The 19,886-nt window shown below is 73.8% G+C and carries 20 protein-coding genes; 8 read left to right on the forward strand and 12 right to left on the reverse strand.

Features of this window, described 5'->3' with window-relative positions; all coding sequences use genetic code 11:
• Positions 1 to 9: 9 nt before the first annotated feature.
• The 4 genes from GA0070622_RS24380 to GA0070622_RS33740 all read right to left on the reverse strand — a co-directional run bounded on the left by GA0070622_RS24380 (position 10) and on the right by GA0070622_RS33740 (position 2,979).
• The gene (locus tag GA0070622_RS24380) at positions 10 to 864 is read right to left on the reverse strand and encodes an ABC transporter permease (RefSeq protein ID WP_091579089.1); all 855 of its coding nucleotides are present in this window, start codon (positions 862 to 864) and stop codon (positions 10 to 12) included.
• Entirely contained in the window at positions 857 to 1,675 is an 819-nt protein-coding gene (locus tag GA0070622_RS24385; RefSeq protein ID WP_091579092.1) for an ABC transporter ATP-binding protein, read from the reverse strand. The genes GA0070622_RS24380 and GA0070622_RS24385 overlap by 8 nt, the downstream gene beginning before the upstream one ends.
• Positions 1,672 to 2,703 (reverse strand): ABC transporter substrate-binding protein, encoded by a 1,032-nt coding sequence (locus tag GA0070622_RS24390; RefSeq protein WP_091579094.1) that lies wholly within the window; start codon positions 2,701 to 2,703, stop codon positions 1,672 to 1,674. Before GA0070622_RS24390 ends, GA0070622_RS24385 begins: the two co-directional genes overlap by 4 nt.
• 135 nt (positions 2,704 to 2,838) lie before the next feature.
• The gene (locus tag GA0070622_RS33740) at positions 2,839 to 2,979 is read right to left on the reverse strand and encodes a putative leader peptide (protein WP_369700186.1); all 141 of its coding nucleotides are present in this window, start codon (positions 2,977 to 2,979) and stop codon (positions 2,839 to 2,841) included.
• 184 nt (positions 2,980 to 3,163) lie between these two features.
• On the opposite strand from GA0070622_RS33740, the gene GA0070622_RS24395 reads away from it, so the two are divergent.
• A complete protein-coding gene (locus tag GA0070622_RS24395) occupies positions 3,164 to 3,337 on the forward strand; it encodes a DUF4236 domain-containing protein (protein ID WP_064498970.1) in 174 nt (57 codons plus the stop codon).
• A gap of 121 nt (positions 3,338 to 3,458) precedes the next feature.
• Positions 3,459 to 3,977, forward strand: coding sequence for a potassium channel family protein (locus GA0070622_RS24400; RefSeq protein WP_091579097.1), 519 nt, complete (start codon positions 3,459 to 3,461; stop codon positions 3,975 to 3,977).
• Here GA0070622_RS24400 and GA0070622_RS24405 read toward each other — a convergent pair.
• A complete protein-coding gene (locus tag GA0070622_RS24405; RefSeq protein WP_091579099.1) occupies positions 3,943 to 4,839 on the reverse strand; it encodes a hypothetical protein in 897 nt (298 codons plus the stop codon). The two genes, GA0070622_RS24400 and GA0070622_RS24405, sit on opposite strands and share 35 nt — an antisense overlap.
• Positions 4,840 to 4,887: 48 nt before the next feature.
• Complete coding sequence (locus tag GA0070622_RS24410) at positions 4,888 to 5,409, reverse strand: VOC family protein (protein WP_091579101.1); 522 nt, start codon at positions 5,407 to 5,409, stop codon at positions 4,888 to 4,890.
• 50 nt (positions 5,410 to 5,459) lie between these two features.
• Here GA0070622_RS24410 and GA0070622_RS24415 point away from each other — a divergent pair, with 50 nt between their 5' ends.
• Complete coding sequence (locus tag GA0070622_RS24415; RefSeq protein ID WP_091583884.1) at positions 5,460 to 5,930, forward strand: MarR family winged helix-turn-helix transcriptional regulator; 471 nt, start codon at positions 5,460 to 5,462, stop codon at positions 5,928 to 5,930.
• 48 nt (positions 5,931 to 5,978) lie between these two features.
• Positions 5,979 to 7,535 (forward strand): tetratricopeptide repeat protein, encoded by a 1,557-nt coding sequence (locus GA0070622_RS24420; protein WP_091579104.1) that lies wholly within the window; start codon positions 5,979 to 5,981, stop codon positions 7,533 to 7,535.
• Positions 7,536 to 7,539: 4 nt separating this feature from the next.
• Here the strand turns inward: GA0070622_RS24420 and GA0070622_RS24425 are convergent, their stop codons facing one another.
• Together GA0070622_RS24425 and GA0070622_RS24430 are read right to left on the reverse strand one after the other, a co-directional pair.
• Positions 7,540 to 8,889, reverse strand: coding sequence for a sensor histidine kinase (locus tag GA0070622_RS24425; RefSeq protein ID WP_091583887.1), 1,350 nt, complete (start codon positions 8,887 to 8,889; stop codon positions 7,540 to 7,542).
• Positions 8,890 to 8,927: 38 nt separating this feature from the next.
• On the reverse strand, positions 8,928 to 9,584 hold the full coding sequence (locus tag GA0070622_RS24430) for a response regulator transcription factor (RefSeq protein ID WP_091579106.1): 657 nt from the start codon (positions 9,582 to 9,584) through the stop codon (positions 8,928 to 8,930).
• A gap of 95 nt (positions 9,585 to 9,679) precedes the next feature.
• On the opposite strand from GA0070622_RS24430, the gene GA0070622_RS24435 reads away from it, so the two are divergent.
• Together GA0070622_RS24435 and GA0070622_RS24440 are read left to right on the forward strand one after the other, a co-directional pair.
• A complete protein-coding gene (locus GA0070622_RS24435) occupies positions 9,680 to 10,822 on the forward strand; it encodes a LolA family protein (protein WP_091579109.1) in 1,143 nt (380 codons plus the stop codon).
• 170 nt (positions 10,823 to 10,992) lie between these two features.
• On the forward strand, positions 10,993 to 13,278 hold the full coding sequence (locus tag GA0070622_RS24440) for a HelD family protein (protein ID WP_176710604.1): 2,286 nt from the start codon (positions 10,993 to 10,995) through the stop codon (positions 13,276 to 13,278).
• Between the two features lie 55 nt (positions 13,279 to 13,333).
• Here the strand turns inward: GA0070622_RS24440 and GA0070622_RS24445 are convergent, their stop codons facing one another.
• Entirely contained in the window at positions 13,334 to 13,756 is a 423-nt protein-coding gene (locus GA0070622_RS24445; protein ID WP_172967824.1) for a hypothetical protein, read from the reverse strand.
• 318 nt (positions 13,757 to 14,074) lie between these two features.
• On the opposite strand from GA0070622_RS24445, the gene GA0070622_RS24455 reads away from it, so the two are divergent.
• A complete protein-coding gene (locus tag GA0070622_RS24455; RefSeq protein WP_176710605.1) occupies positions 14,075 to 14,410 on the forward strand; it encodes a hypothetical protein in 336 nt (111 codons plus the stop codon).
• Between the two features lie 65 nt (positions 14,411 to 14,475).
• Here GA0070622_RS24455 and GA0070622_RS24460 read toward each other — a convergent pair whose 3' ends face one another.
• From GA0070622_RS24460 to GA0070622_RS24470, 3 genes are all read right to left on the reverse strand, one after another.
• Complete coding sequence (locus tag GA0070622_RS24460; protein ID WP_091579118.1) at positions 14,476 to 15,444, reverse strand: sporulation protein; 969 nt, start codon at positions 15,442 to 15,444, stop codon at positions 14,476 to 14,478.
• Positions 15,445 to 15,548: 104 nt separating this feature from the next.
• A complete protein-coding gene (locus GA0070622_RS24465; RefSeq protein ID WP_091579120.1) occupies positions 15,549 to 16,325 on the reverse strand; it encodes a DeoR/GlpR family DNA-binding transcription regulator in 777 nt (258 codons plus the stop codon).
• Positions 16,325 to 18,316: a beta-galactosidase gene (locus GA0070622_RS24470; protein WP_091579123.1), complete on the reverse strand. Its 1,992-nt coding sequence runs from the start codon at positions 18,314 to 18,316 to the stop codon at positions 16,325 to 16,327. Before GA0070622_RS24470 ends, GA0070622_RS24465 begins: the two co-directional genes overlap by 1 nt.
• A gap of 229 nt (positions 18,317 to 18,545) precedes the next feature.
• On the opposite strand from GA0070622_RS24470, the gene GA0070622_RS24475 reads away from it, so the two are divergent.
• Entirely contained in the window at positions 18,546 to 19,877 is a 1,332-nt protein-coding gene (locus tag GA0070622_RS24475; RefSeq protein WP_091579125.1) for an ABC transporter substrate-binding protein, read from the forward strand.
• Positions 19,878 to 19,886: the final 9 nt, after the last annotated feature.

The raw sequence follows: 19,886 nt of genomic DNA on the forward strand, positions 1-19,886 counted from the left end.
CGGTTCCTCTCAGGCGGTGGTGACGTCGACGCGCCAGGTGGAGAAGCGACGTTCCCCGGCGACGAGGAGCTGGTTGACCACCAGCCCGATGGCGGAGATGGTGATGATCCCGGCGTACATGTCGGGTATCGCGAAGTTGTACTGCGCGTAGTTCACGAGGTAGCCGAGCCCGGCCTTGGCACCCACCATCTCGGCGGCGACCAGCACCAGGATCGAGTACGCCCCGGCGAGCCGGACGCCGGTGAACAGGGTCGGCACGGACGCCGGCAGGATCACCTTCTGGAACAGCCGCAGGTGGTTCAGGCCCATCGAGCGGGCCGAGCGGACCAGCAGCGGGTCGACCCCCTTCACCCCGGCGATCGTGTTCAGCAGGATCGGCCAGGAGCAGGCGTAGACCACCAGGGCGATCTTGGAGGTCTCGCCGAGGCCGAGGATGAGCACGAAGACCGGCAGCAGCGCGAGCGCGGCGGTGTTGCGGAACACCTCCAGCAGCGGACTGAGCAGGTCGGCGAGGGGCCGGTACCAGCCGATCAGCAGGCCCAGCGGGATGGCGGTGACCACGGCGAGCGCCAGGCCGGTCAGCGACCGGGTCAGGCTGGCGCCCACGTGCTCGGCCAGCTGGCCGCTGCGCAGCAGCTCCCACCAGGCGACGAGCACCTCGGACAGCGGCGGCAGGAAGACCCGGTCGACCAGGCCGGTGCGGGGCACGACCTCCCAGATCGCGGCGAGCGCCAGCAGCGCGGCGCTGCGGTGCAGGACCCGGCCGCCGGTGGCGAGCAGCCGGCCGGGCCGGCGCACGACGGCGGCCGGGGCGACGGCGGGCGCCGCGGTCGGGCGGGCCGGGGGCGCGGCGACGTCAACCAACGGGGGCCTCCTCGCGTACGGCGGACTGCGCGGCCCGTACCTCGTCGCGCAGCAGCGTCCAGATCCGGTGCCGGTGGTGCCGGAACGCGTCGGTGGACCGGACGTCCTCCTCCGCGTCCCGGTCGCCCAGCTCGATGTCGATGACCTGCTTGATCCGGCCGGGCCGCGACGTCATCACGGCGACCCGCTGGCCGAGGTGCACGGCCTCGTCGATGCCGTGCGTGATGAACACGACGGTCTTGCCGGTGGCCTGCCAGATCCGCACCAGCTCGTCCTGGAGCGAGTCGCGGGTCTGGGCGTCGAGCGCGGCGAACGGCTCGTCCATGAGCAGCACGTCCGGGTCGTACGCGAGGCTGCGGGCGATGGCGACGCGCTGCTTCATGCCGCCGGACAGCTCGTGCGGGTAGCGGTCGGCGAAGCCGGTGAGCCCGACCAGGTCGAGGTGGTGGGCGACCAGGTCGGCGCGCTCGGTGCGGGGCAGGCCCTTGGCCTCCAGCCCGAACGCCACGTTGCCGGCGGCGGTGCGCCAGGGCAGCAGCGCGTACTGCTGGAAGACGATGCCCCGGTCCAGGCCGGGCCCGGTGACCGGGCGGCCGTCGACCAGCACCTGCCCATCGGTCGGGGTGGCCAGCCCGCCGAGCAGGTCGAGCAGGGTGGACTTGCCGCAGCCGCTGGGACCGACGACGACCAGGAACTCACCGGGGCGTACGCCGAGGGTGAGGCCGTCGAGCGCGATGACCGCGCCGCCGCCGCCACGCCGGCCGGGGAAGACCTTGCGCACCCGGTCGAAGAGGATCTTGTCGGTGCTCACGCGCCACCGCCCGGGTTGGCGAACGCGTTGAACCGGTTGGTGTAGAGGTCGGCCGGCTTCGGCCGGGCGCCCTTGAGCTCGCCGGCGTCGGCCAGCCAGTCGATCCAGGTGGCGAACTCCCGGTCGGTGATGACGCCGCCGGTCTCCGCCACGCCGCTGGACTTCCAGTAGTCGACCAGCGTGGCGTCCTCGTTGCGGCCGCGCTTGTCGATGATGGACCTCAGCCGGGCCACCACCGTCTCCCGTGGTTGGGTCCGGGCCCACTCGATGGCCTTGCCCACACCGGTGACGAACGCGCGGACGGTGTCCGGGTTGCGGGCGATGAAGTCGTCGCGGAAGACGTAGCTGCCGGCGCTGAACGCCCCGAGCAGCTCGTAGTCGGTGAAGACGGTGCGGATGCCGCCGGCCGCGACCGCCTTGTCGCGGATCACGCCGCCGAGCACCGCCACGTCGATCTGCTGGGCGCGCAGCGACTGTTCGGTGTTGACCGGGGGCAGCGCGACCAGCTCGACCCGGGCGATCTCGGCCGGGGTGAGGCCGCCCCGGGCCAGCCAGGTCCGCAGCACGGCCTCGGCGTGCGCGCCGAGCGTGTTCATGCCGACCCGCTTGCCGATCAGGTCGCGGGGGGCACGGATCGGGCTGCCGTCGAGCACGTAGTAGCCCTGGAAGGTCTGCGCGTCGGAGCCGTAGTAGCTGACCACGGCGGTGATCGGGGCGTTGGCGGCCTGGAGCTTGACGATCGCGCCGTTGAAGGCGCCGCCGAAGTCGCTCTGGCCGGTGGCGGTGGCCTGGATGTCGGCCGGCCCGCCGGTGACGTTGCCGATCCAGTTGAGCTTCACGTCGCCGAGGTAGCCGAGGTCGGCGGCGAGTTCGGGGAGCGTCACCTGGCCGACCGAACCCTGGTAGCGCAGTTCGGTGGTCCGGGCGCCGTCGGCGGCGGCGTCGGCGCCGCATCCGGCGGCGGTGGCGAGGGTGAGCAGGGCGACGGCGGCGGCGAGGGCACGCCGGAACGTTCGGAGGGAGGGCATGGCGGAGTCTCCTGATCTGTCCACGATGCGGTGGAGGGGGCCCACGGGGGCCGGGAGCGCACGCCGTACCGCGCCGGGCCACGGTGCGCCGGCGGGGGGAACGGACGGGCGGAGGGGGAACGACGAGCGCTCGGCTCAACAGAGCGCGCTCGCGTGCCGGACCAGGTCGACGTGCACGCGAGCGGTGAGGAGAAGCTCGTTCCGCTGCGACATGTCCTCATGCTGCCGGCCGTTCTCTCCGCCGGTCAACGCCCTTCCAATCAGTGAGACTTTCATCGCTGGCTTTGTTACGAGCCGTCGCCACCAGCATTTACCACCCCTTAACACCTACCCGTTGAATAGAGATTGTGCCGGGCGGTAGGCCCACCGTCCAGAGCGGATCCGACCGGGTTTCGCGAAACGTCGATCCGGGCATGTTCGATGCCGCAGAGGCAGGGAGACGAAGAAGGAGGCACCCCCGATGGGCGTCCAGTTCCGCAAGCGCAAGAAGTACGGGCCGCTGATCCTCCACTTCACCCAGAACGGGTTCTCCTCGTGGAGCATCAAGATCGGCCGTTGGTCCTGGAACTCGAACACCCGCGCCCACCGCGTGGACCTTCCGGGGCCGCTCTCCTGGAAGCAGGACAAGGCCTGACGGTCCGCGGACCGTTACGACGAAGGGGACGCCGGCGGTTCGCCGGTCGTCCCCTTCGTCGTCCGGGCCGGGTTCGCCGTTCGGCCGCCGACGAGGACCCCCCCGACGGAACAATCTCGACATGGCGGATCTGACCCTGCGGCGGATGCGGCGGCGGGCCGTCGCGGCCTGCGTGCTGATGCTGGTCGGCTACTTCCTGGTGCCGGTCGAGGCGGACCCGAACGGGCTGCGGCTGGCCCTGCGGTCCGCCGGCACGCTGCTGCTGGTCGCCGTGGTCGCGTTCCTGGTCACCGGCCAGGTCCGCCGCCAGCTCACCCGCGAGCAGCCGACCGGCCGGGAGGAGGACCGGGCGCTCACCCGGCTCGCCGTCGCGCTGATCGCCGGGCTGCTGGTCTTCGCGTTGGCCGACTACGTGGTGGCGGACACCCGGCCCGGTGAGTTCGTCGGGCTGCACACCCGGATCGACGCGCTCTACTTCGCCCTGGCGACGCTCACCACGATCGGCTACGGCGACGTGCACGCCCAGGGGCAGATCGCCCGGGTGGCCGTCTGCGCCCAGATGGTCTTCAGCATCGGCGTGGTCGCCACCGGCGCGTCCGTGGTGGTCAGGCAGATGACCCAGCGGTCGGGGCGACGCTGATCCGCACGTCGCCGCCGAGCCGGCCGTGCTCCGGGTCGCGGGTCACCGCGCCGGCGGCGAGCATCGAGGCCAGCGCGCGGTTGGCGTCGGCGGGCCGGTAGACCGTGTCCGTCGCGGCGAAGCGGCGCAGCTCGCTGACCGTCCGCGGGCCGGAGCGCTCCAGCTCGGCCAGCAGCTCGCGCCGCAGCGGGCCGGGCTCGGGCTCCAGCGAGATGTCGAGCAGCCGGCCCTGCGGATCGGCCGGGTCGCGGTAGCGCACCCCGGCGTATTCGTCGACCGCCCAGAGCGCCTCCTTGACCGCCTCCAGACCCCGGTCGGAGCCGGTGGCGTAGCCGAGCAGCCGGGCCGGCCCGTCCCCCACCAGCTCGACCTCGGTGACCAGCGGGAAGCCGGCCGCGGCCAGCGCCGGGCGCAGCGACCGGCCGGGCGCGGTGACCAGCAGCAGCTCGGCCGGGCGGCCGGACGCGGCGGCGGCCAGCAGGGCCGGGTCCGGCTCGGCGCCGTCGACGAGGGTGAACAGCGGCGCGCCGGCCGCCCCGGCCGCCTTGAGCGCCACCGGCAGCCGGTCCGGCGAGCCGGGCACCACGTGCACGGCGACGTCGCCCGGCAGGTCGGCCTCGGCCGCGCCGAGGCGCGCCGGCAGGTCCGGGTCGGCGTCCGCCAGCACCAGCACGGTCAGCCGCCGCCCGCGCAGCCGGTCGGCGAACTCGGCCACCACCCGCAGCGCCGCCTCCGCGCCGACGGCGGCGCCCCCGGCGTACGCGAGCGCGAGCGTGGCCCGCCGGGCCCGGTGCAGCGCCGCGGGGAGCCAGTGGTCGAGCTGGCGGACGAGCAGCTCGCGCAGGACGGCGTCGGTCGACATGGTGCCGTTTCTACCGCACCCGGGCGGCGTCGTGGCCGCGTACCCCGGTCAGGCCGGGACGGAGATGCCCACGCCGCCGCGGGTCTGGCCGCCGTAGCGCTGCCTCTCGCGGTCCAGGTCGAGCCGGCCGATCCGCTTGCGGGCGGCGAGCGCGGCGTCGTCGAGCAGGGCGGCCGGGACGATCCAGACGATCTCGAACTCCAGCCCGTCCGGGTCGCGACCGTAGAGGCTCTTGGTGGTGCCGTGGTCCGACGTGCCGACCAGCGCGCCGGCGGCGGCCAGCCGCTCGGCGGTGGCGCCCAGCTCGTCGAGCGTGTCCAGCTCCCAGGCCAGGTGGTAGAGGCCGACGGTGGCCCGGCCGGCCTGCGACGCCCCGGCCGCCGCGCCGATCTCGAACAGCCCGAGGTCGTGGTCGTTGGTGGAGTCGGGCGCCTGGAGGAAGGCGGCGCCGCGGAAGCCGTCCGGCGTCATCGGGACCCGGCGGAAGCCCAGCACGTCGCGGTAGAAGGCGACGCTGCGCTCCAGGTCACTGACGTAGAGGACGGCGTGGTTGAGCCGGTGGATTCCCATGGCTCCGACGGTACCCCGGTTTGGTTGAGCGTTCAACAACCGGCGTTATGATGGTCGTCATGACCCGGTGGCTGGAACCCGACGAGCAGCGGACCTGGCGCGCCTTCCTCACCGCCTCCCGGGCGCTGATGGAGACGCTCGACCGCGAGCTGCAACGCGACGCCGGCATGCCGCACGCCTACTACGAGATCCTGGTAAGGCTCTCCGAGGCCCCCGACCGGCGGCTGCGGATGAGCGACCTGGCCGACGCCACCGGCTCCTCGCGCAGCCGGCTCTCGCACGCCGCCGCCCGCCTGGAGGCCGCCGGCTGGATCCGCCGGGAGGACTGCCCCACCGACCGGCGCGGCCAGCTCGCCGTGCTCACCGACGACGGCTTCGCCACCCTGGCCGCCGCCGCCCCCGGCCACGTCGAGGGGGTACGCAGGCACCTGTTCGACGCGCTCAGCCCGGCCCAGGTCGACCAGCTGCGTCGGATCAGCGAGACGCTCGCCGCGCACCTGACCGGATCGGGACCAAACTGATCCACTCCGGGGGTTGTACTTACCGTCGCCGGATGAGCACGATGGGGCGTGTCCTCCGGCTTCGCTGACCTGACCGTCCAGGCGCACCACCTGGTGTCCGAAGGCGACCTGACCGGCGCGCAACGGCTGCTCGCCGACGCGCTCAGCGACGCCGACCCCCGCCCCGCCAACGCCTCCCCCGAGCTGGCCGAGGCCGCCGGGTTGCAGGCCCGGCTGCTGGTCGCGCTCGGCGAGCCGCACTCCGCCCGGGGCTGGGCCGCGTTCGCGTACGCGGCGACCACCCGGCTGTTCGGCCGCTCCGACGAGCGCACCGTCACCGCCGCCGCCACCCTGGCCGCGGTGCTGCACCGGGTCGGCAGCGACGCCCGGGCGGCCCGGCTCTACTCCGACGTCATCATCGAGCTGACCGCCCGCGACGGGCCGGAGTCCCAGCGGGTGCTGGCCGCCCACGCCGACCTGGCCACGGTGGAATACGCGCGCGGCCAGTGCGAGGTGGCCCGTGACCGGCTCCAGGACGCGTGGGAGCTGCACCGCGAGGTCTACGGCGACGGCCACCCCAGCGGCATCAAGATGCTGGCCAAGCTCGGCGCGATGGAACGCGACTGCGGCCGGTACGCCGACGCGCACGAGCACCTGGCGCTCGCCGAGGACCTGTGCCGGGCCCACCTGGACTCCGACGACCCGCTCGCCGTGCAGGTGGCCGGGCTGGCCCGGGCCGCCGCCGACCCGGACCACGTCTGCCCCGCGCCCGAGCCGCCCGCCCCGGAGCCGCCGGTGGTGCCCGCCGCCCGCGTCCCCCCGCCCGCCGAGGGTCCCCCCGACCTGCCGCCCTACACCCCACCCGCGCTCGACGACCCGGTCCGGACGCCGCTCTACCACCCACCGGGCCGGGGCACCGACGCGGCGCACGTGCCCACGCCCCGCACCCCGCCCGAGGCCGACGGCGACGCGTTCGACGACTACCCGTGGCCGCCGGACGACCCGGTCGACCAGCCGTGGCGGCCCGGCGAGGACGCGCTGCCCCCGACCGTGGTCGGGCTCACCGACGACCCGCCGCCGGGCGTACGCCGGGTGCCGCCGGCCGACCCGCCCGGGCCACCGTCGCGCTACCTGCCGGTGCACGTGCCCCGGCCGCCCGCCGCCGAGCCGCGCGCCCGGCCCTGGCTGCCGCTGGCGGTGCTCGGGGTGGTGGTGGCGCTGCTGCTCGGCACCATCGCGGTGATCGCCGGGGTGTCCCGGGTGGACGACGCCCGCGACACGCCGCCGCCGGCGTCGAGCGGCCCGCCGGCCTCGACGCGTCCCGCCCCGACCACGCCGCCGGCCGCCTCCCCGGGCACCCCGCCCGGGCGGCTCGCGCTGACCGACCGGCGCGACAGCATCGTGCTGAGCTGGACCTACCCGACCGGCGCGGAGGGCCCGGTGGTGATCGCCGGGGGCCGCTCGGGCCAGCCGCAGGGCACGTTCGCCACGCTGCCGGCCGGCTCCACCGACTACATCGCCTACGGCCTCGACCGCACCACCGACTACTGCTTCACCGTGGCGCTCGTCTGGTCCACCGACAGCGTCGCGCGGACCGGGCCGGTCTGCACGAAACGGCGCCGCTGACACCTCACTCCGGGTCCGGCTCGGCCAGCGCCGGCAGGCGTACCGTCGCCCGCAGCCCGGGCGCGACGGCGCCCGGCGTCGCGTCCGCCAGCTCCACCGTGCCACCGGCCCGGCGCACCAACTCGCGCACGATGGCCAGGCCGAGGCCCGCGCCGCCGGCGTCCCGGGCCCGGGCGTCGTCCAGCCGGGTGAACCGGGCGAACACCCGCTCCCGATCCGCCGCCGGGACGCCCGGCCCGTCGTCGGTCACGGTGACCAGGTGGTACGCCCCGGCCGGGCCGGTCACGGCCAGCTCCACCGCGCCGTGCGCGTGCCGCAGCGCGTTGTCCACCAGGTTGACCAGCACCCGGCGCAGCTCCCCCGGATCCCCCTCGACCCACCACGCCCCGCTCGGCACGACCAGCCGCACGGGCGGGGACGGGTAGCGGGCGGCCACCGCGCGCAGCAGCCCACCCAGCTCCACCGGACCCACCGGCGACGGTCGCGCCGCCTGCTCGTCCAGGCGGGCCAGCAGCAGCAGGTCGTCGACCAGGCGGCCCAGCCGCTCGGTGTCGGCCAGCAGGTCGTCGGCCACCGCCGGCCAGTCGGTGTCGCCGCCGAGCCGGCGGGCCACCTCCAGCTCGGTCCGCATGTTGGTCAGCGGGCTGCGCAACTCGTGCGCGGCATCGGCGACGAACGCCCGCTGCCGGTCCCGGGACGCGGCCAACCGGTCCAGCATGTCGTTGAGCGTCACCGCGAGCCGGTGGATCTCGTCCTGCCCGGCCGGCACCGGCAGGCGTTCCGCGCCGGCCCGGCCGGTGATCTCGGCGGCGCCGCTGCGCAGCTCCTCCACCGGGCGCAGCGTCGCGCCGACCACCCGCCACGCCACCACCGCCAGCCCGGCCACCAGCAGCGGGAAGCCGACCAGCAGCAGGTTGCGCACCACGTGCAGGCTGTGCCGGACGTCGGAGAGCGACTTGGCCACCAGCACCGTGCGCGGCTCCTGGGGCGTGCCGGCCGGCACCGTCACCACCCGCACCGGCCCGGACATGCCGACCCGCTGCCCGTCCACCACCAGCCGCTGCCGCTGCCCGGGCCGCAGCTCGTCCGGGCCGAGCATCGGCACCAGGCGGTCCGCGTCGATCGACGCGGCCCGGATCCGGGCCTGCCCGTCGACCACCTGCACCCGCAGCTGCCCGCCGGCCACCGGCAACGGGTCCGGCAGCGCGTCCTCGGCGGTGAGCAGGGCGACCGCGTCGGCGGTGCGCAGCGCCTCCTCGTCCACCGACCGTTGCAGCGTCCAGCCGAGCGCGCCGAGCAGCAGCGCGCCACCGAGCGCGAAGCCGAGCACCAGCCCGAGCACGCCCAGCGCCAGCAGCCGGGCCCGCAGCCCCAGGCGGCGCAGCGGGCGGATCACGTGGCCAACCGGTAGCCGGCGCCGCGGACCGTCTCCAGCCGCTCCCGGCCGATCTTGCGGCGCAGGTAGCCGACGTAGACCTCCACCGCGTTCGGCGCGGTGTCGACCGAGGCGTCCCAGACGTGGTCCAGCAGCTCGGTCTTCGACACCACCTCGCCGGCCCGGCGCATCAGGTAGTCGAGCAGCGCGTACTCGCGGCTGGTCAGCACCACCTCGACGTCGTCCCGGGTGACCCGTCGCCGGGCCGGGTCCAGGCGCAGGTCGCCGACCGTCAGCACGGCCGGCCGCCGGGGCGCGCCGCGGCGCAGCAGCGCCCGCAGCCGGGCCAGCAGCACCACGTACGAGAAGGGCTTGGTCAGGTAGTCGTCGGCGCCGCAGTCCAGCCCGTCGGCCTGGTCGTACTCGCCGTCCTTGGCCGAGAGCATCAGCACCGGCAGCCAGCGCTGCTCGGCGCGCAGCCGGCGCACCACCTCGTAACCGGAGAGGCCGGGCAGCATCACGTCGAGGATCATCGCGTCGTACTCGCCGTGCCGGGCCGCGTCCAGCCCCTCCGGGCCGGTGCCGGCCACGTCGACCACGAAGCCCTCCGCCGACAGGCCCCGCCGCAGCGCCGCGGCGAGCCGCGTCTCGTCCTCCACCACCAGCAACCGCACCGGTCCAGGGTGCCACCATGGGGTCACCCGTAGGGGATCTCCTCAGCGTCGTCACAGCGACGATCGCGCAGCATGGAGCGCAGGAGGTGCACACTATGTCCGTGATGAAGAACCGCGCCGTGCTGCGCTGGCTGGTCCCGGTGACCGCGGGGGTCGCCGTGATCGGTGGTGGCGCCGCCGTCGGCACGTTCGCCGCCGGCGCCGACCCGGCCCTGCCGCCGCGCAGCGCGGCCCAGCTGTTGGAAGACCTGCGTACGTCCCGCCTGGACGGGCTCTCCGGCACCGTGGTGCAGCGCGCCGACCTCGGTCTGCCGCCGATCGCCGCGCTCGCCGGCCAGGCCACCGGCAACCAGCTCGCCGGCCTGGTCTCCGGCACGCACACGCTGCGCGTCTGGTACGGCGGCGAGGACCGGCAGCGGCTCGCCCTGGTCGACACGCTCGGCGAACAGGACGTGCTGCGCAACGGGCGCGACGTCTGGACCTGGAACAGCCGGGAGAACACCGCCGTCCACCGGAAGCTGCCGGCCGACGGCAAGGACCTGGCGTCCGCGCCGGCCACCCCGGCCGACGCCACCGAGCAGGCGCTGGCCGCGATCGACCCGACCACGGCGGTGACCGTGGGCCGCTCGGCCACGGTGGCCGGTCGGGACGTGTACGAGCTGGTGCTCACGCCGCGCGACAAGGCGTCGCTGGTGCACCAGGTGCGGATCGCGCTGGACGCGAAGGAGCACGTGCCGCTGCGCTTCGAGGTGCTCGCCGACGGCGCCGACGAGCCGGCGTTCGAGGTGGCCTTCACCCAGGTCGACTTCCGGACCCCGGACGCCGACCAGTTCCGCTTCAACCCGCCGCCCGGCGTCAGGGTCACCGAGGCGCCGGCCGACGAGCGGCCCGGGCCGGCCGGCCGGATGCCCGGTGCGCCGGGCGCCGGCAAGGCCACCGGCGGGGCGGACGCCGACCGCCCCGACGTGCGTACCGTCGGCACCGGCTGGACCACCGTGGTGGTCGCCAAGCTCGACGAGGCGCTCGGCGCGGGCGCCGGCGGCGCGAAGGCCGGCAAGGACGCGCCGGACGCGGAGATGCTGAGCCGGGTGCTCGGTGACCTGCCGAAGGTCAGCGGCGACTGGGGAAGCGGCCGGCTGCTCAGCGGCAAGCTGTTCAGCGTGCTGCTGACCGACGACGGCCGGGTGCTCGCCGGGCTGGTCACGCCGGAGCGGCTCTACCAGGCGGCCAAGGGCTGAACCGCCGCGCTCGGGGCCCGGTCGACGGACGTCGACCGGGCCCCGAGCCGTGTCCGGGCTTGGTCGGGTGGCGGGCGACGCGCTATCTTTCTCAGTTCAGGCACAAAAAAGGAATGGCTTTTGAATGCCATTCCTGCGGCAATTTTAGTCAATGAGGAGCCGGCTTGTCAATGCACTCCGACGTGGCGGGTGACCTGCACCAGGACGACGAGATCGGTCGCGAGCAGGAGTACGTCTCGATGCTCTACGACCGGCTGGACGGCATGCGGGACCAGGCCGCCCGCCGACTCGACGAGGAGTTGCGCCACACCGGCGGCACCCAGCAGGCGCGGTCGCAGCGCGACGCCACCGTCGCGATGTACGCCGACCAGGTCGAGCAGTTCTCCGCGGTCGAGTCCGGCCTCTGCTTCGGCCGCCTCGACGGCGACGAGGGCGTCGCCCGCTACATCGGGCGGATCGGCATCTTCGACACCTCCGGCGACTACGACCCGCTGCTGATGGACTGGCGCGCCCCCGCCGCCCGCCCGTTCTACCTGGCCACCGCCGCCAACCCGCAGGGCGTACGCCGGCGGCGGCACCTGCGTACCCGCGAGCGCAAGGTCACCGGGCTCAACGACGAGGTGCTGGACATCACCGCCGCCTCCCCCACCGCCCACGAGGAGGTCACCGGCGAGGCGTCGCTGCTCGCCGCGCTCAACGCCGGGCGTACCGGCCGGATGCGCGACATCGTCGAGACGATCCAGGCCGAGCAGGACCGGATCATCCGCGCCGACCTGCCGGGCGTGATGGTGGTGCAGGGCGGGCCGGGCACCGGCAAGACGGCGGTGGCGCTGCACCGGGCCGCCTACCTGCTCTACACGCACCGGCAGCAGCTCTCCACCCGGGGCGTGCTGCTGGTCGGCCCGAACGCCACGTTCCTGCGCTACATCTCCCAGGTGCTGCCGGCGCTGGCCGAGACCGGCGTGCTGCTGCGTACCCAGGCCGACCTCTTTCCCGGGGTGCACGCCCGGCGCATCGAGCCGGCCACCACCGCCGCGCTCAAGGGCCGCGCCGTGCTGACCGAGGTGCTCGCCGCGGCGGTCCGGGACCGGCAGTGGGTGCCGGCCGAACCGATCGCGATCGAGCTGCCCCAGCGGGAGGTGCTCACGCTCGACCCGGAGACGGTCCGCCAGGCCCGCGACCGGGTCCGCCGCACCGGCCGGGCGCACAACCTGGCCCGCGCGCTGTTCGACATCGAGATCGTGCACGCGCTCGCCGACCAGGTGGCCGAGCGCATCGGCGCGGACCCGCTGGGCGGGGAGAACCTGCTCTCCGAGGCGGACCGGGCCGAGATCCGCCGCGAGCTGCGCGAGGAGCCGGAGATCCGGGCCGCGCTGGACGAGCTGTGGCCGGTGCTCACCCCGCAGCGCCTGCTCGCCGACCTGTTCGCGTCGCCGGAGCGGATCGCCGCCGCCGCGCCGATGCTCACCGACGCCGAGCGGGCCGCCCTGCACCGGGAGCCCGGTGGCTGGACGCCGGCCGACGTGCCGCTGCTGGACGAGGCCGCCGAACTGCTCGGCGAGGACGAACGCGCCGCCGCCGCCCGCCGGGAACGGATCCGCGCGATGGAGCGCGAGTACGCCGAGGGCGTGCTGGAGATCTGGCGCGGTTCCCGCTCGATCGACGTGGAGGACGAGGCCGACGGCGGTGAGATCCTCGGCGTGACCGACCTGATCGACGCCGCCCGGCTCTCCGAGCGGCAGGAGGAGTCCGACCGGCTCACCACCGCGCAACGCGCCGCCGCGGACCGGACGTGGGCGTTCGGGCACGTCATCGTCGACGAGGCGCAGGAGCTCTCGCCGATGGCCTGGCGGCTGCTGATGCGCCGCTGCCCGAGCCGGTCGATGACCGTCGTCGGGGACGTCGCGCAGACCGGCGCGCTGGCCGGCACCCCGTCCTGGGGGGAGGCGCTGGCGCCGTACGTGGCGGACCGGTGGCGGTTGGAGGAGCTGACCGTCAGCTACCGCACCCCCGCCGAGATCATGGCGGTCGCCGCCGACGTGCTCGCCGAGATCGACCCGGCCCTGCGCCCGCCCCGCTCGGTGCGCGCCACCGGCGTACCGCCGTGGGACCGCACCGTCGCGGCGGCCTCGCTGGTCGACGCGCTGGTCGAGGCGACCGCGCGGGAGGCCGCCGGGCTCGGCGACGGGCGGCTCGGCGTGATCGTGCCGACCGGCCGGGTGACCGAGCTGGGCGCCGCCGTCGTCGCGGCGCTGCCCGAGGCGACCGTCGGTGAGCAGCCGGAGCTGGCGAACCGGGTGGTGGTGCTGACCACCGAGCAGGCCAAGGGGCTGGAGTTCGACTCGGTGCTGGTGGTGGAGCCGGAACGGATCGTGTCCGAGTCGCCGCGCGGGCACAGCGACCTCTACGTCGCGCTCACCCGCGCCACCCAGCGCCTCGGGATCCTCCGCGTGTAAGGAAGGGCCCCTCCTTAACGCATCCGGTAGAGGAGGGGCCCCTTCTTAACCACTGTCAGCCCGGGTTGGCGCCCTCGTCGGTGAAGTTGCCGACCTGGGCGCCGCTCGCCGAGGCGTCACTGGTTGAACCGCCGGACGGGGTGCTCATCCCACCGGTCGTGGCGTCCCCGGTGGTGGTCGGCGCCACCTTGCCCGGGTGCCGCTCCGGCTGCCGGGCCACCCGCCGCACGCTGGCCGGGCCGGCGGTGCCACCGGTCGTGGTGACCGCGCCCTGGCCCCGGGTGGGGCCGCCGTCGCGCAGCACGGTCGGGTCGACCGGAACGTGCGCGGGGTCGTCCGGATCCGACTCCTGGATCATCCGCTCCACGTCGGTCTGCGGCACGGTGACCTCGTCGAGCGCGCCCTCGCCGTACACGCCGCCGGCGACCCGCTGCTCGGCCTGCCGGGCGGCGTCCTGCCGCATGTCGTCCTCACGCACGTCAACCACCTCGTCGCTCCGGTGTCGGGTGTCAGTGATGCGTGCCCGAGGGCCGGTGGCTGAAACCGGCCCACCCCCGGTGACGCCTGATATACGCCCCGCTGTCCGGTTCCCCGCAGGGGCGGCGACGGCCGGGCATCCGGCGGTTAGCTTGTCTCCGGGGTCGGGTAGTCGGAGGGTGCCCCCGCCACAGAGCGCGAACCGTGCCGTGGCCGACCTGCGGTAGCGGGGCGAGGGTGTGCAGGTAACGACTCATCAAATCCTGAGGAGGACCAGATGAGCACGCAGGCTGCATCCACCAGGCCGATGAACCGGCCGATGTCCGACGTCCAGAACCGGGCGAGCATGCAGGACACGTCGACCCGTCAGATGCCGTCGATGCACGACGGCCACCGGGAGCAGATGCCCAGCCCCGGCACCGAGACGAAGCAGGCGTTCCTCACCACCGAGTTCTGGGTGTACGCCGCGGCCGTCGCGGTCGTCGTGATCGCCGCGTTCTGGCGGGGTGCCGCCACCAACGGCCTGAACATCAACAACCCGAACCAGGCCTGGTGGTACCTGACCGCGCTGACCGGCGCGTACCTGGTCAGCCGGGGCCTGTCGAAGGCGGGCAGCGCGCGTCGCTCCGGCAAGGAGCGTCGAGGCCGGCACTGACCCTCACGGTCACGCCAACGGCGACGCCCCCGGGACCTGCGTCCCGGGGGCGTCGTCGCGTGCCGTCACTCCTCGCCGAAGTCCCCGCCGTCGTCGCCCTCGAAGGCGTCCTCGAGCATCTCGCCGGCGACCAGACCGCCGGCCACACCGAGCGCGGCGCCGGCCATCATGCCGCCCATCCCGGAGCCCCGGTGACCGTGGTGTCCCGGGTAGCCGGGGTGGCCGTGCGGCGCGCCGAAGCCCTGGGCGCGCAGGCCGCCGTAGCGGGACGTGGTCTCGCGCAGCCAGCCGTCGACCACCTGGGTCCAGTCGGTGCGCGCGGCGTCGCTGTGCGGGATGGAGTACCGGCCGAAGGCGTCGTGCCCGGCGCTGAGGAAGCCGCCGCGCTTGTCGCACTCCAGGATCACCTCGACACCCTGCTGGCTGGTCACGAACGTCAGCTCGACCTCGTTGACCGTCTGCGCGTACTGCGGCGCGGCGAAGAACTCGATCTCCTGGTAGAACGGCAACGTCTGCGGGACCCCGTAGATGTGGCCGCGCTCCAGGTCGGCGTGCTTGAACCGGAAGCCCAGCGCCTGGAAGGCGTCCAGGATCCGCTCGTGGATCGGCAGCGGGTGCACCGACACCTGGTCCAGGTCGGACTTGTCCACCGCCCGGGCCACCGCCAGCTCGGTGCGCAGGCCCATGGTCATGCCGCGCAGCCGCTGCCCGTAGACGTCGGTGACCGGGGTCTCCCACGGCACCGGCATCTGGAACGGGATGGCGAGCTGCTGCTTCGGGGCCAGCTCGAACGCGCCGCTGACCGGCATCCGGTGGAACTCCATGACGCCGGCGTACTCGGTGTCGCCGCCCTCGATCTCGACCCGGGTGACCAGGCCGAGGGTGATCTGCTCGATCCGCGCCGGAGCGTCGCCGCCGACCAGGTTGACGTGCCCGTCCAGGGCCAGGCCCGGCCGGGTGTTCGGGTTGGTCAGCACGGTGTCGACGCTCGGGCCACCCACGCCGAACGCGCTGAGCATCTTCTTGAAGACCATCGCAACTCCGCTTCCGCCGTAGGCGCGCTCCACCCTGGAGCACGCGGGCCGTGAGGGCACCCTAAATGGGACGGCTGAGAAGTGCCTGAAAGCGGACGGGACGCTCAGTCGGTGGGGACGACGATCAGTTCGCCCACCTGCTCGCCGAGCTGGCGGCGGGCCTCGACCGGAAGGCCGCCGTCGGTGATGAGCACGTCGGCCTCCTCCAGCGGGGCGATGGTGGCGATACCGATGGTCTCCCACTTCGTGTGGTCGGCGAGCACGACCAGCCGGCGGGCGGCCCCGATCAGACGGCGGTTCACCGCCGCCTCCAACAGGTTGGGGGTGGTGAAGCCGGTGCGCTGGCTCATCCCGTGCACGCCGAGGAAGAGCAGGTCGACGTTGAGCGCGGCGATGGCGGCCTCGGCGACCGGGCCGGTCAGCGCGTCCGACGGGGTCCGGATGCCGCCGGTGAGCACGACGGTCTGGTCGGCGCGGGGATTCTGGTAGAGCGCGTCGGCGACCGGGATCGAGTTGGTGACCACGGTCAGCCCGCGTACCTCGGCGAGCCGGGCGGCCAGCGCGGCGGTGGTGGTGCCGGCGGAGAGCGCCACGGCCATGCCCGGCTCGACCAGCCCGGCGGCCCGCTCCACGATCGCCTGCTTCTCGGCCCGCTGCCGGGCCGACTTGGCCGCGAAGCCGGGCTCCTCGGTCGAGCCGGGGCCGGCCAGCGTCGCCCCGCCGTGCACCTTGTCGACCAGGCCGCGTTCGGCGAGCACCTCCAGGTCCCGCCGGATGGTCATGTCCGACACGCCGAAGCGGCTGACCAGGTGGCTGACCCGGACGCCGCCGCGCTGGCGGATCAGTTCCAGGATGGCGCTCTGCCGTTGCTGGGCCAGCATCAGACCTCCACCTCGCGGACCACCGCCACCTCCCCCGCCGGCACCACCAGCTCGCCGTCGCACCGCTCGCCGCTGAGCAGCTCGACGCCGGTGGCCGGCAGCCGGGCCGACCCGTCGGTGTGGTTGACCACGAACAGCCAGCTCCGCTCGGCCGAGCGGCGGCGGACCACCTCCACCCCGGCCGGCGCGGCCACCGGCGGCCGCACGCCGGCCTCGGCGAGCAGCCGGGCCACCAGCCGGTCGGTGGCCGCGTCGTCGAGCCGGGTACCGACGTACCAGGCGGCGCCCGCGCCGACCGCGTGGCGGGTCAGCGCCGGCACGCCGGGCAAGGGCCCGTCGGCGTACGCGGCGAGCACCTCGGCGCCCTCGGCGTGCAGCCACTCGGTCCACACGTCGGCGCGGGCGCCGTCGTCGAGGCGGACCGTCTCGCCGGCGCGCAGGGGGAAGAACTCCTCGGTGCGTACGCCGAGCAGGTCGCGGAACGCGCCGGGGTAGCCGCCGAGCCGGATGTGGTCGTGCTCGTCGACGATGCCGCTGAAGTAGGTGACCAGCGCGGTGCCGCCCGCCTCGACGAAGCGGCGCAGCGCGTCGGCGTCGGCGTCGCGGGTCAGGTAGAGCGTGGGCGCCAGGACGAGCCGGTAGCGGGACAGATCCGCCGACGGGTGCACCACGTCGGCGGTGACCCCGGCCCGCCAGAGCGCGCCGTGCAGCGCGGCGAGCCGGTCGGTGTAGGTGACGTCGACGCTCGGGTGGGAGTCGAGTTCCGCGCCCCACCAGGCCTCGTAGTCGAACAGCAGCGCGACGTCGGCGGCGACCCGGCTGCCGCGTACCTCGGCCAGCGCCCGCAGGTCGGCGCCGAGCCGGCGGACCTCGCGGAACACCTTGGTGTCCGGCCCGGCGTGCGGGACCAGCGCGGAGTGGAACTTCTCCGCGCCGGCCCGGGAGGCGCGCCACTGGAAGAAGAGCACCCCGTCGGCGCCACGGGCCACGTGGGCGAGGCTGTTGCGCCGCATCTGACCGGGCGTCTTGGCGATGTTGCGGGGCTGCCAGTTGACCGCGCTGGTGGAGTGCTCCATCAGCAGCCACGGCGCGCCGCCCGCCACGCCCCGGGTCTGGTCGGCGGCGAGCGCGAGGTTCACCTGCGGTCGCGGGTCGGCGGCGGTGAGGTAGTGGTCGTTGGCGACCACGTCCACGTCCGACGCCCACGAGTGGTAGTCCAGATACTTGATGCCGGTGCCGATCATGAAGTTGGTGGTCACCGGCTGCGGGACGAGCCGGTTCAGCAGCTCCCGCTCGGCGCGCAGCTGGGCGCGTTGCTCGTCGGAGGAGAAGCGCAGGAAGTCCAGTTGCTGCGTCGGGTTGGCGAACGTCGGCGCGGCGCGCGGCGGGTTCACCTCGGCCCAGTCGTGGTAGCGCTGGCTCCAGAACGCGGTGCCCCAGGCGGCGTTGAGCGCGTCCAGGTCGCCGTAGCGCTCGCGCAGCCAGCGCCGGAACGCCTCGGCGCTGACGTCGCAGTAGCAGTGCACGTTGTGACAGCCCAGTTCGTTGGAGACGTGCCAGAGGACGACCGACGGGTGTGCCGCGTAGCGCCGCGCCACCGCCTCGACCAGGCGGAGCGAGCGGTCCCGGAACACCGGTGAGCTGGGGCAGTACGCCTGCCGGCCGCCGGGCCACAGCACGGCGCCGTCGGCACGCCGGGGCAGCGTCTCCGGGTGCCGGTGGGCCAGCCACGGTGGCGGGCTGGCGGTGGCGGTGGCCAGGTCGACGCGGATCCCGCCGGCGTGCAGCAGGTCGAGCGCGCGGTCCAGCCAGCCGAACTCGTACCGGTCCGGGGCGGGCTCCAGCAGGGCCCAGGAGAAGATGCCGACCGACACCAGGTTGACCCCGGCCTGGCGCATCAGCGCGACGTCCTCGGCCCACACCTCCTCGGGCCACTGCTCCGGGTTGTAGTCGGCGCCGTACCAGATGCCCTCGCCGTGCCAGTTCCGCATGACAGCAGAGCGTGCCCCCGGCCGCGACTCAAGTCAACACTTTCCAACATCGACAAAAGTTACAACGTTTACCTGCCCTTTCCCCTGCCACAGCTCGGTTATCGCCGGCCGTTCGCCCTCTTGACAGCGCCGAACCAAGGGGTAGCTTCAACCGCCACCGGCTATTTCTGTTCGGACATGTGGATTCTCGGTGAATCTCGTAGCGCACCTCTTCCACGCAGGAGGCACAGTGTCCCGTCCCCGCTCGCAGGCCGAGTACCTCGCCCGGCTCGTACCCCCCTCCGTCGCCGGCCTGAACCGGCGCTCCCTGCTGGCCGGCGCGGCCGGCGCGGGCGCGCTGCTCGGCACCGGCCTGCTCGCCGGCTGCGGCGACTCCGACTCCGGTTCCGGCGGGGACGCCAAGAGCGTCTCGCTCGGCTCGAACCAGTCGGACCCGAAGCCCAAGGACGTCGTCGCCAAGGTGATGGACGGCTTCAAGACGTCCTCCGGGGTGACCGTCGCCGTCAACACGGTCGACCACAACACGTTCCAGGAGAACATCAACAACTATCTGCAGGGCAAGCCGGACGACGTCTTCACCTGGTTCGCCGGCTACCGGATGCGGTTCTTCGCGGCCAAGGGCCTGGCCGGTGACCTCAGCGACGTGTGGGGCAAGCTCGACGGCTACTCCGACGCGTTCAAGAAGGCGTCGACCGGCGACGACGGCAAGCAGTACTTCGTGCCGGCGTCCTACTACCCGTGGGCGGTCTTCTACCGCAAGTCGGTCTGGCAGCAGCGCGGTTACCAGGTGCCCAAGACGCTGGACGACCTGAACACGCTCGGCGCGCAGATGAAGAAGGACGGGCTGAACCCGATCGCCTTCGCCGACAAGGACGGCTGGCCGGCGATGGGCACGTTCGACGTCCTCAACCTGCGGATCAACGGCTACCAGTTCCACATCGACCTGATGGCCGGCAAGGAGGCGTGGACCTCCGACAGGGTCAAGAAGGTCTTCGACACCTGGGCCGGCCTGCTCCCCCTGCACCAGCCGGACTCGCTCGGCCGCACCTGGCAGGAGGCCGCCCAGTCGCTGCAGCAGAAGAAGAGCGGCATGTACCTGCTCGGTCTCTTCGTCGGCCAGCAGTTCAGCGGCGCCGACCTGGAGGACCTGGACTTCTTCACCTTCCCCGAGATCGACTCCACGATCGGCGCGAAGGCCCTGGACGCGCCGATCGACGGCTACATGATGGCGCGCAAGCCGAAGTCCAAGGACGCGGCGGAGAAGCTGCTGACGTACCTGGGTTCGAAGGACGCCGCGAACATCACCGTGAAGAACGACCCGAGCACGCTGGTCGCCAACAGCGGCGCGGACACCGCCGGCTACACCGCGCTGCAGAAGAAGGCCGCCGAACTGGTCGGCTCGGCCACCGAGATCGCCCAGTTCCTCGACCGGGACACCCGGCCGGACTTCGCCTCCACCGTGATCATCCCGGCGTTGCAGCAGTTCATCAAGGACCCGAAGGACATCAGCGGGCTGCTCACCAGCGTCGAGAACCAGAAAAAGTCGATCTTCACCAGCTGACGGCGGAAG

The organism is Micromonospora sediminicola (assembly GCF_900089585.1).
Lineage (GTDB): Bacteria > Actinomycetota > Actinomycetes > Mycobacteriales > Micromonosporaceae > Micromonospora > Micromonospora sediminicola.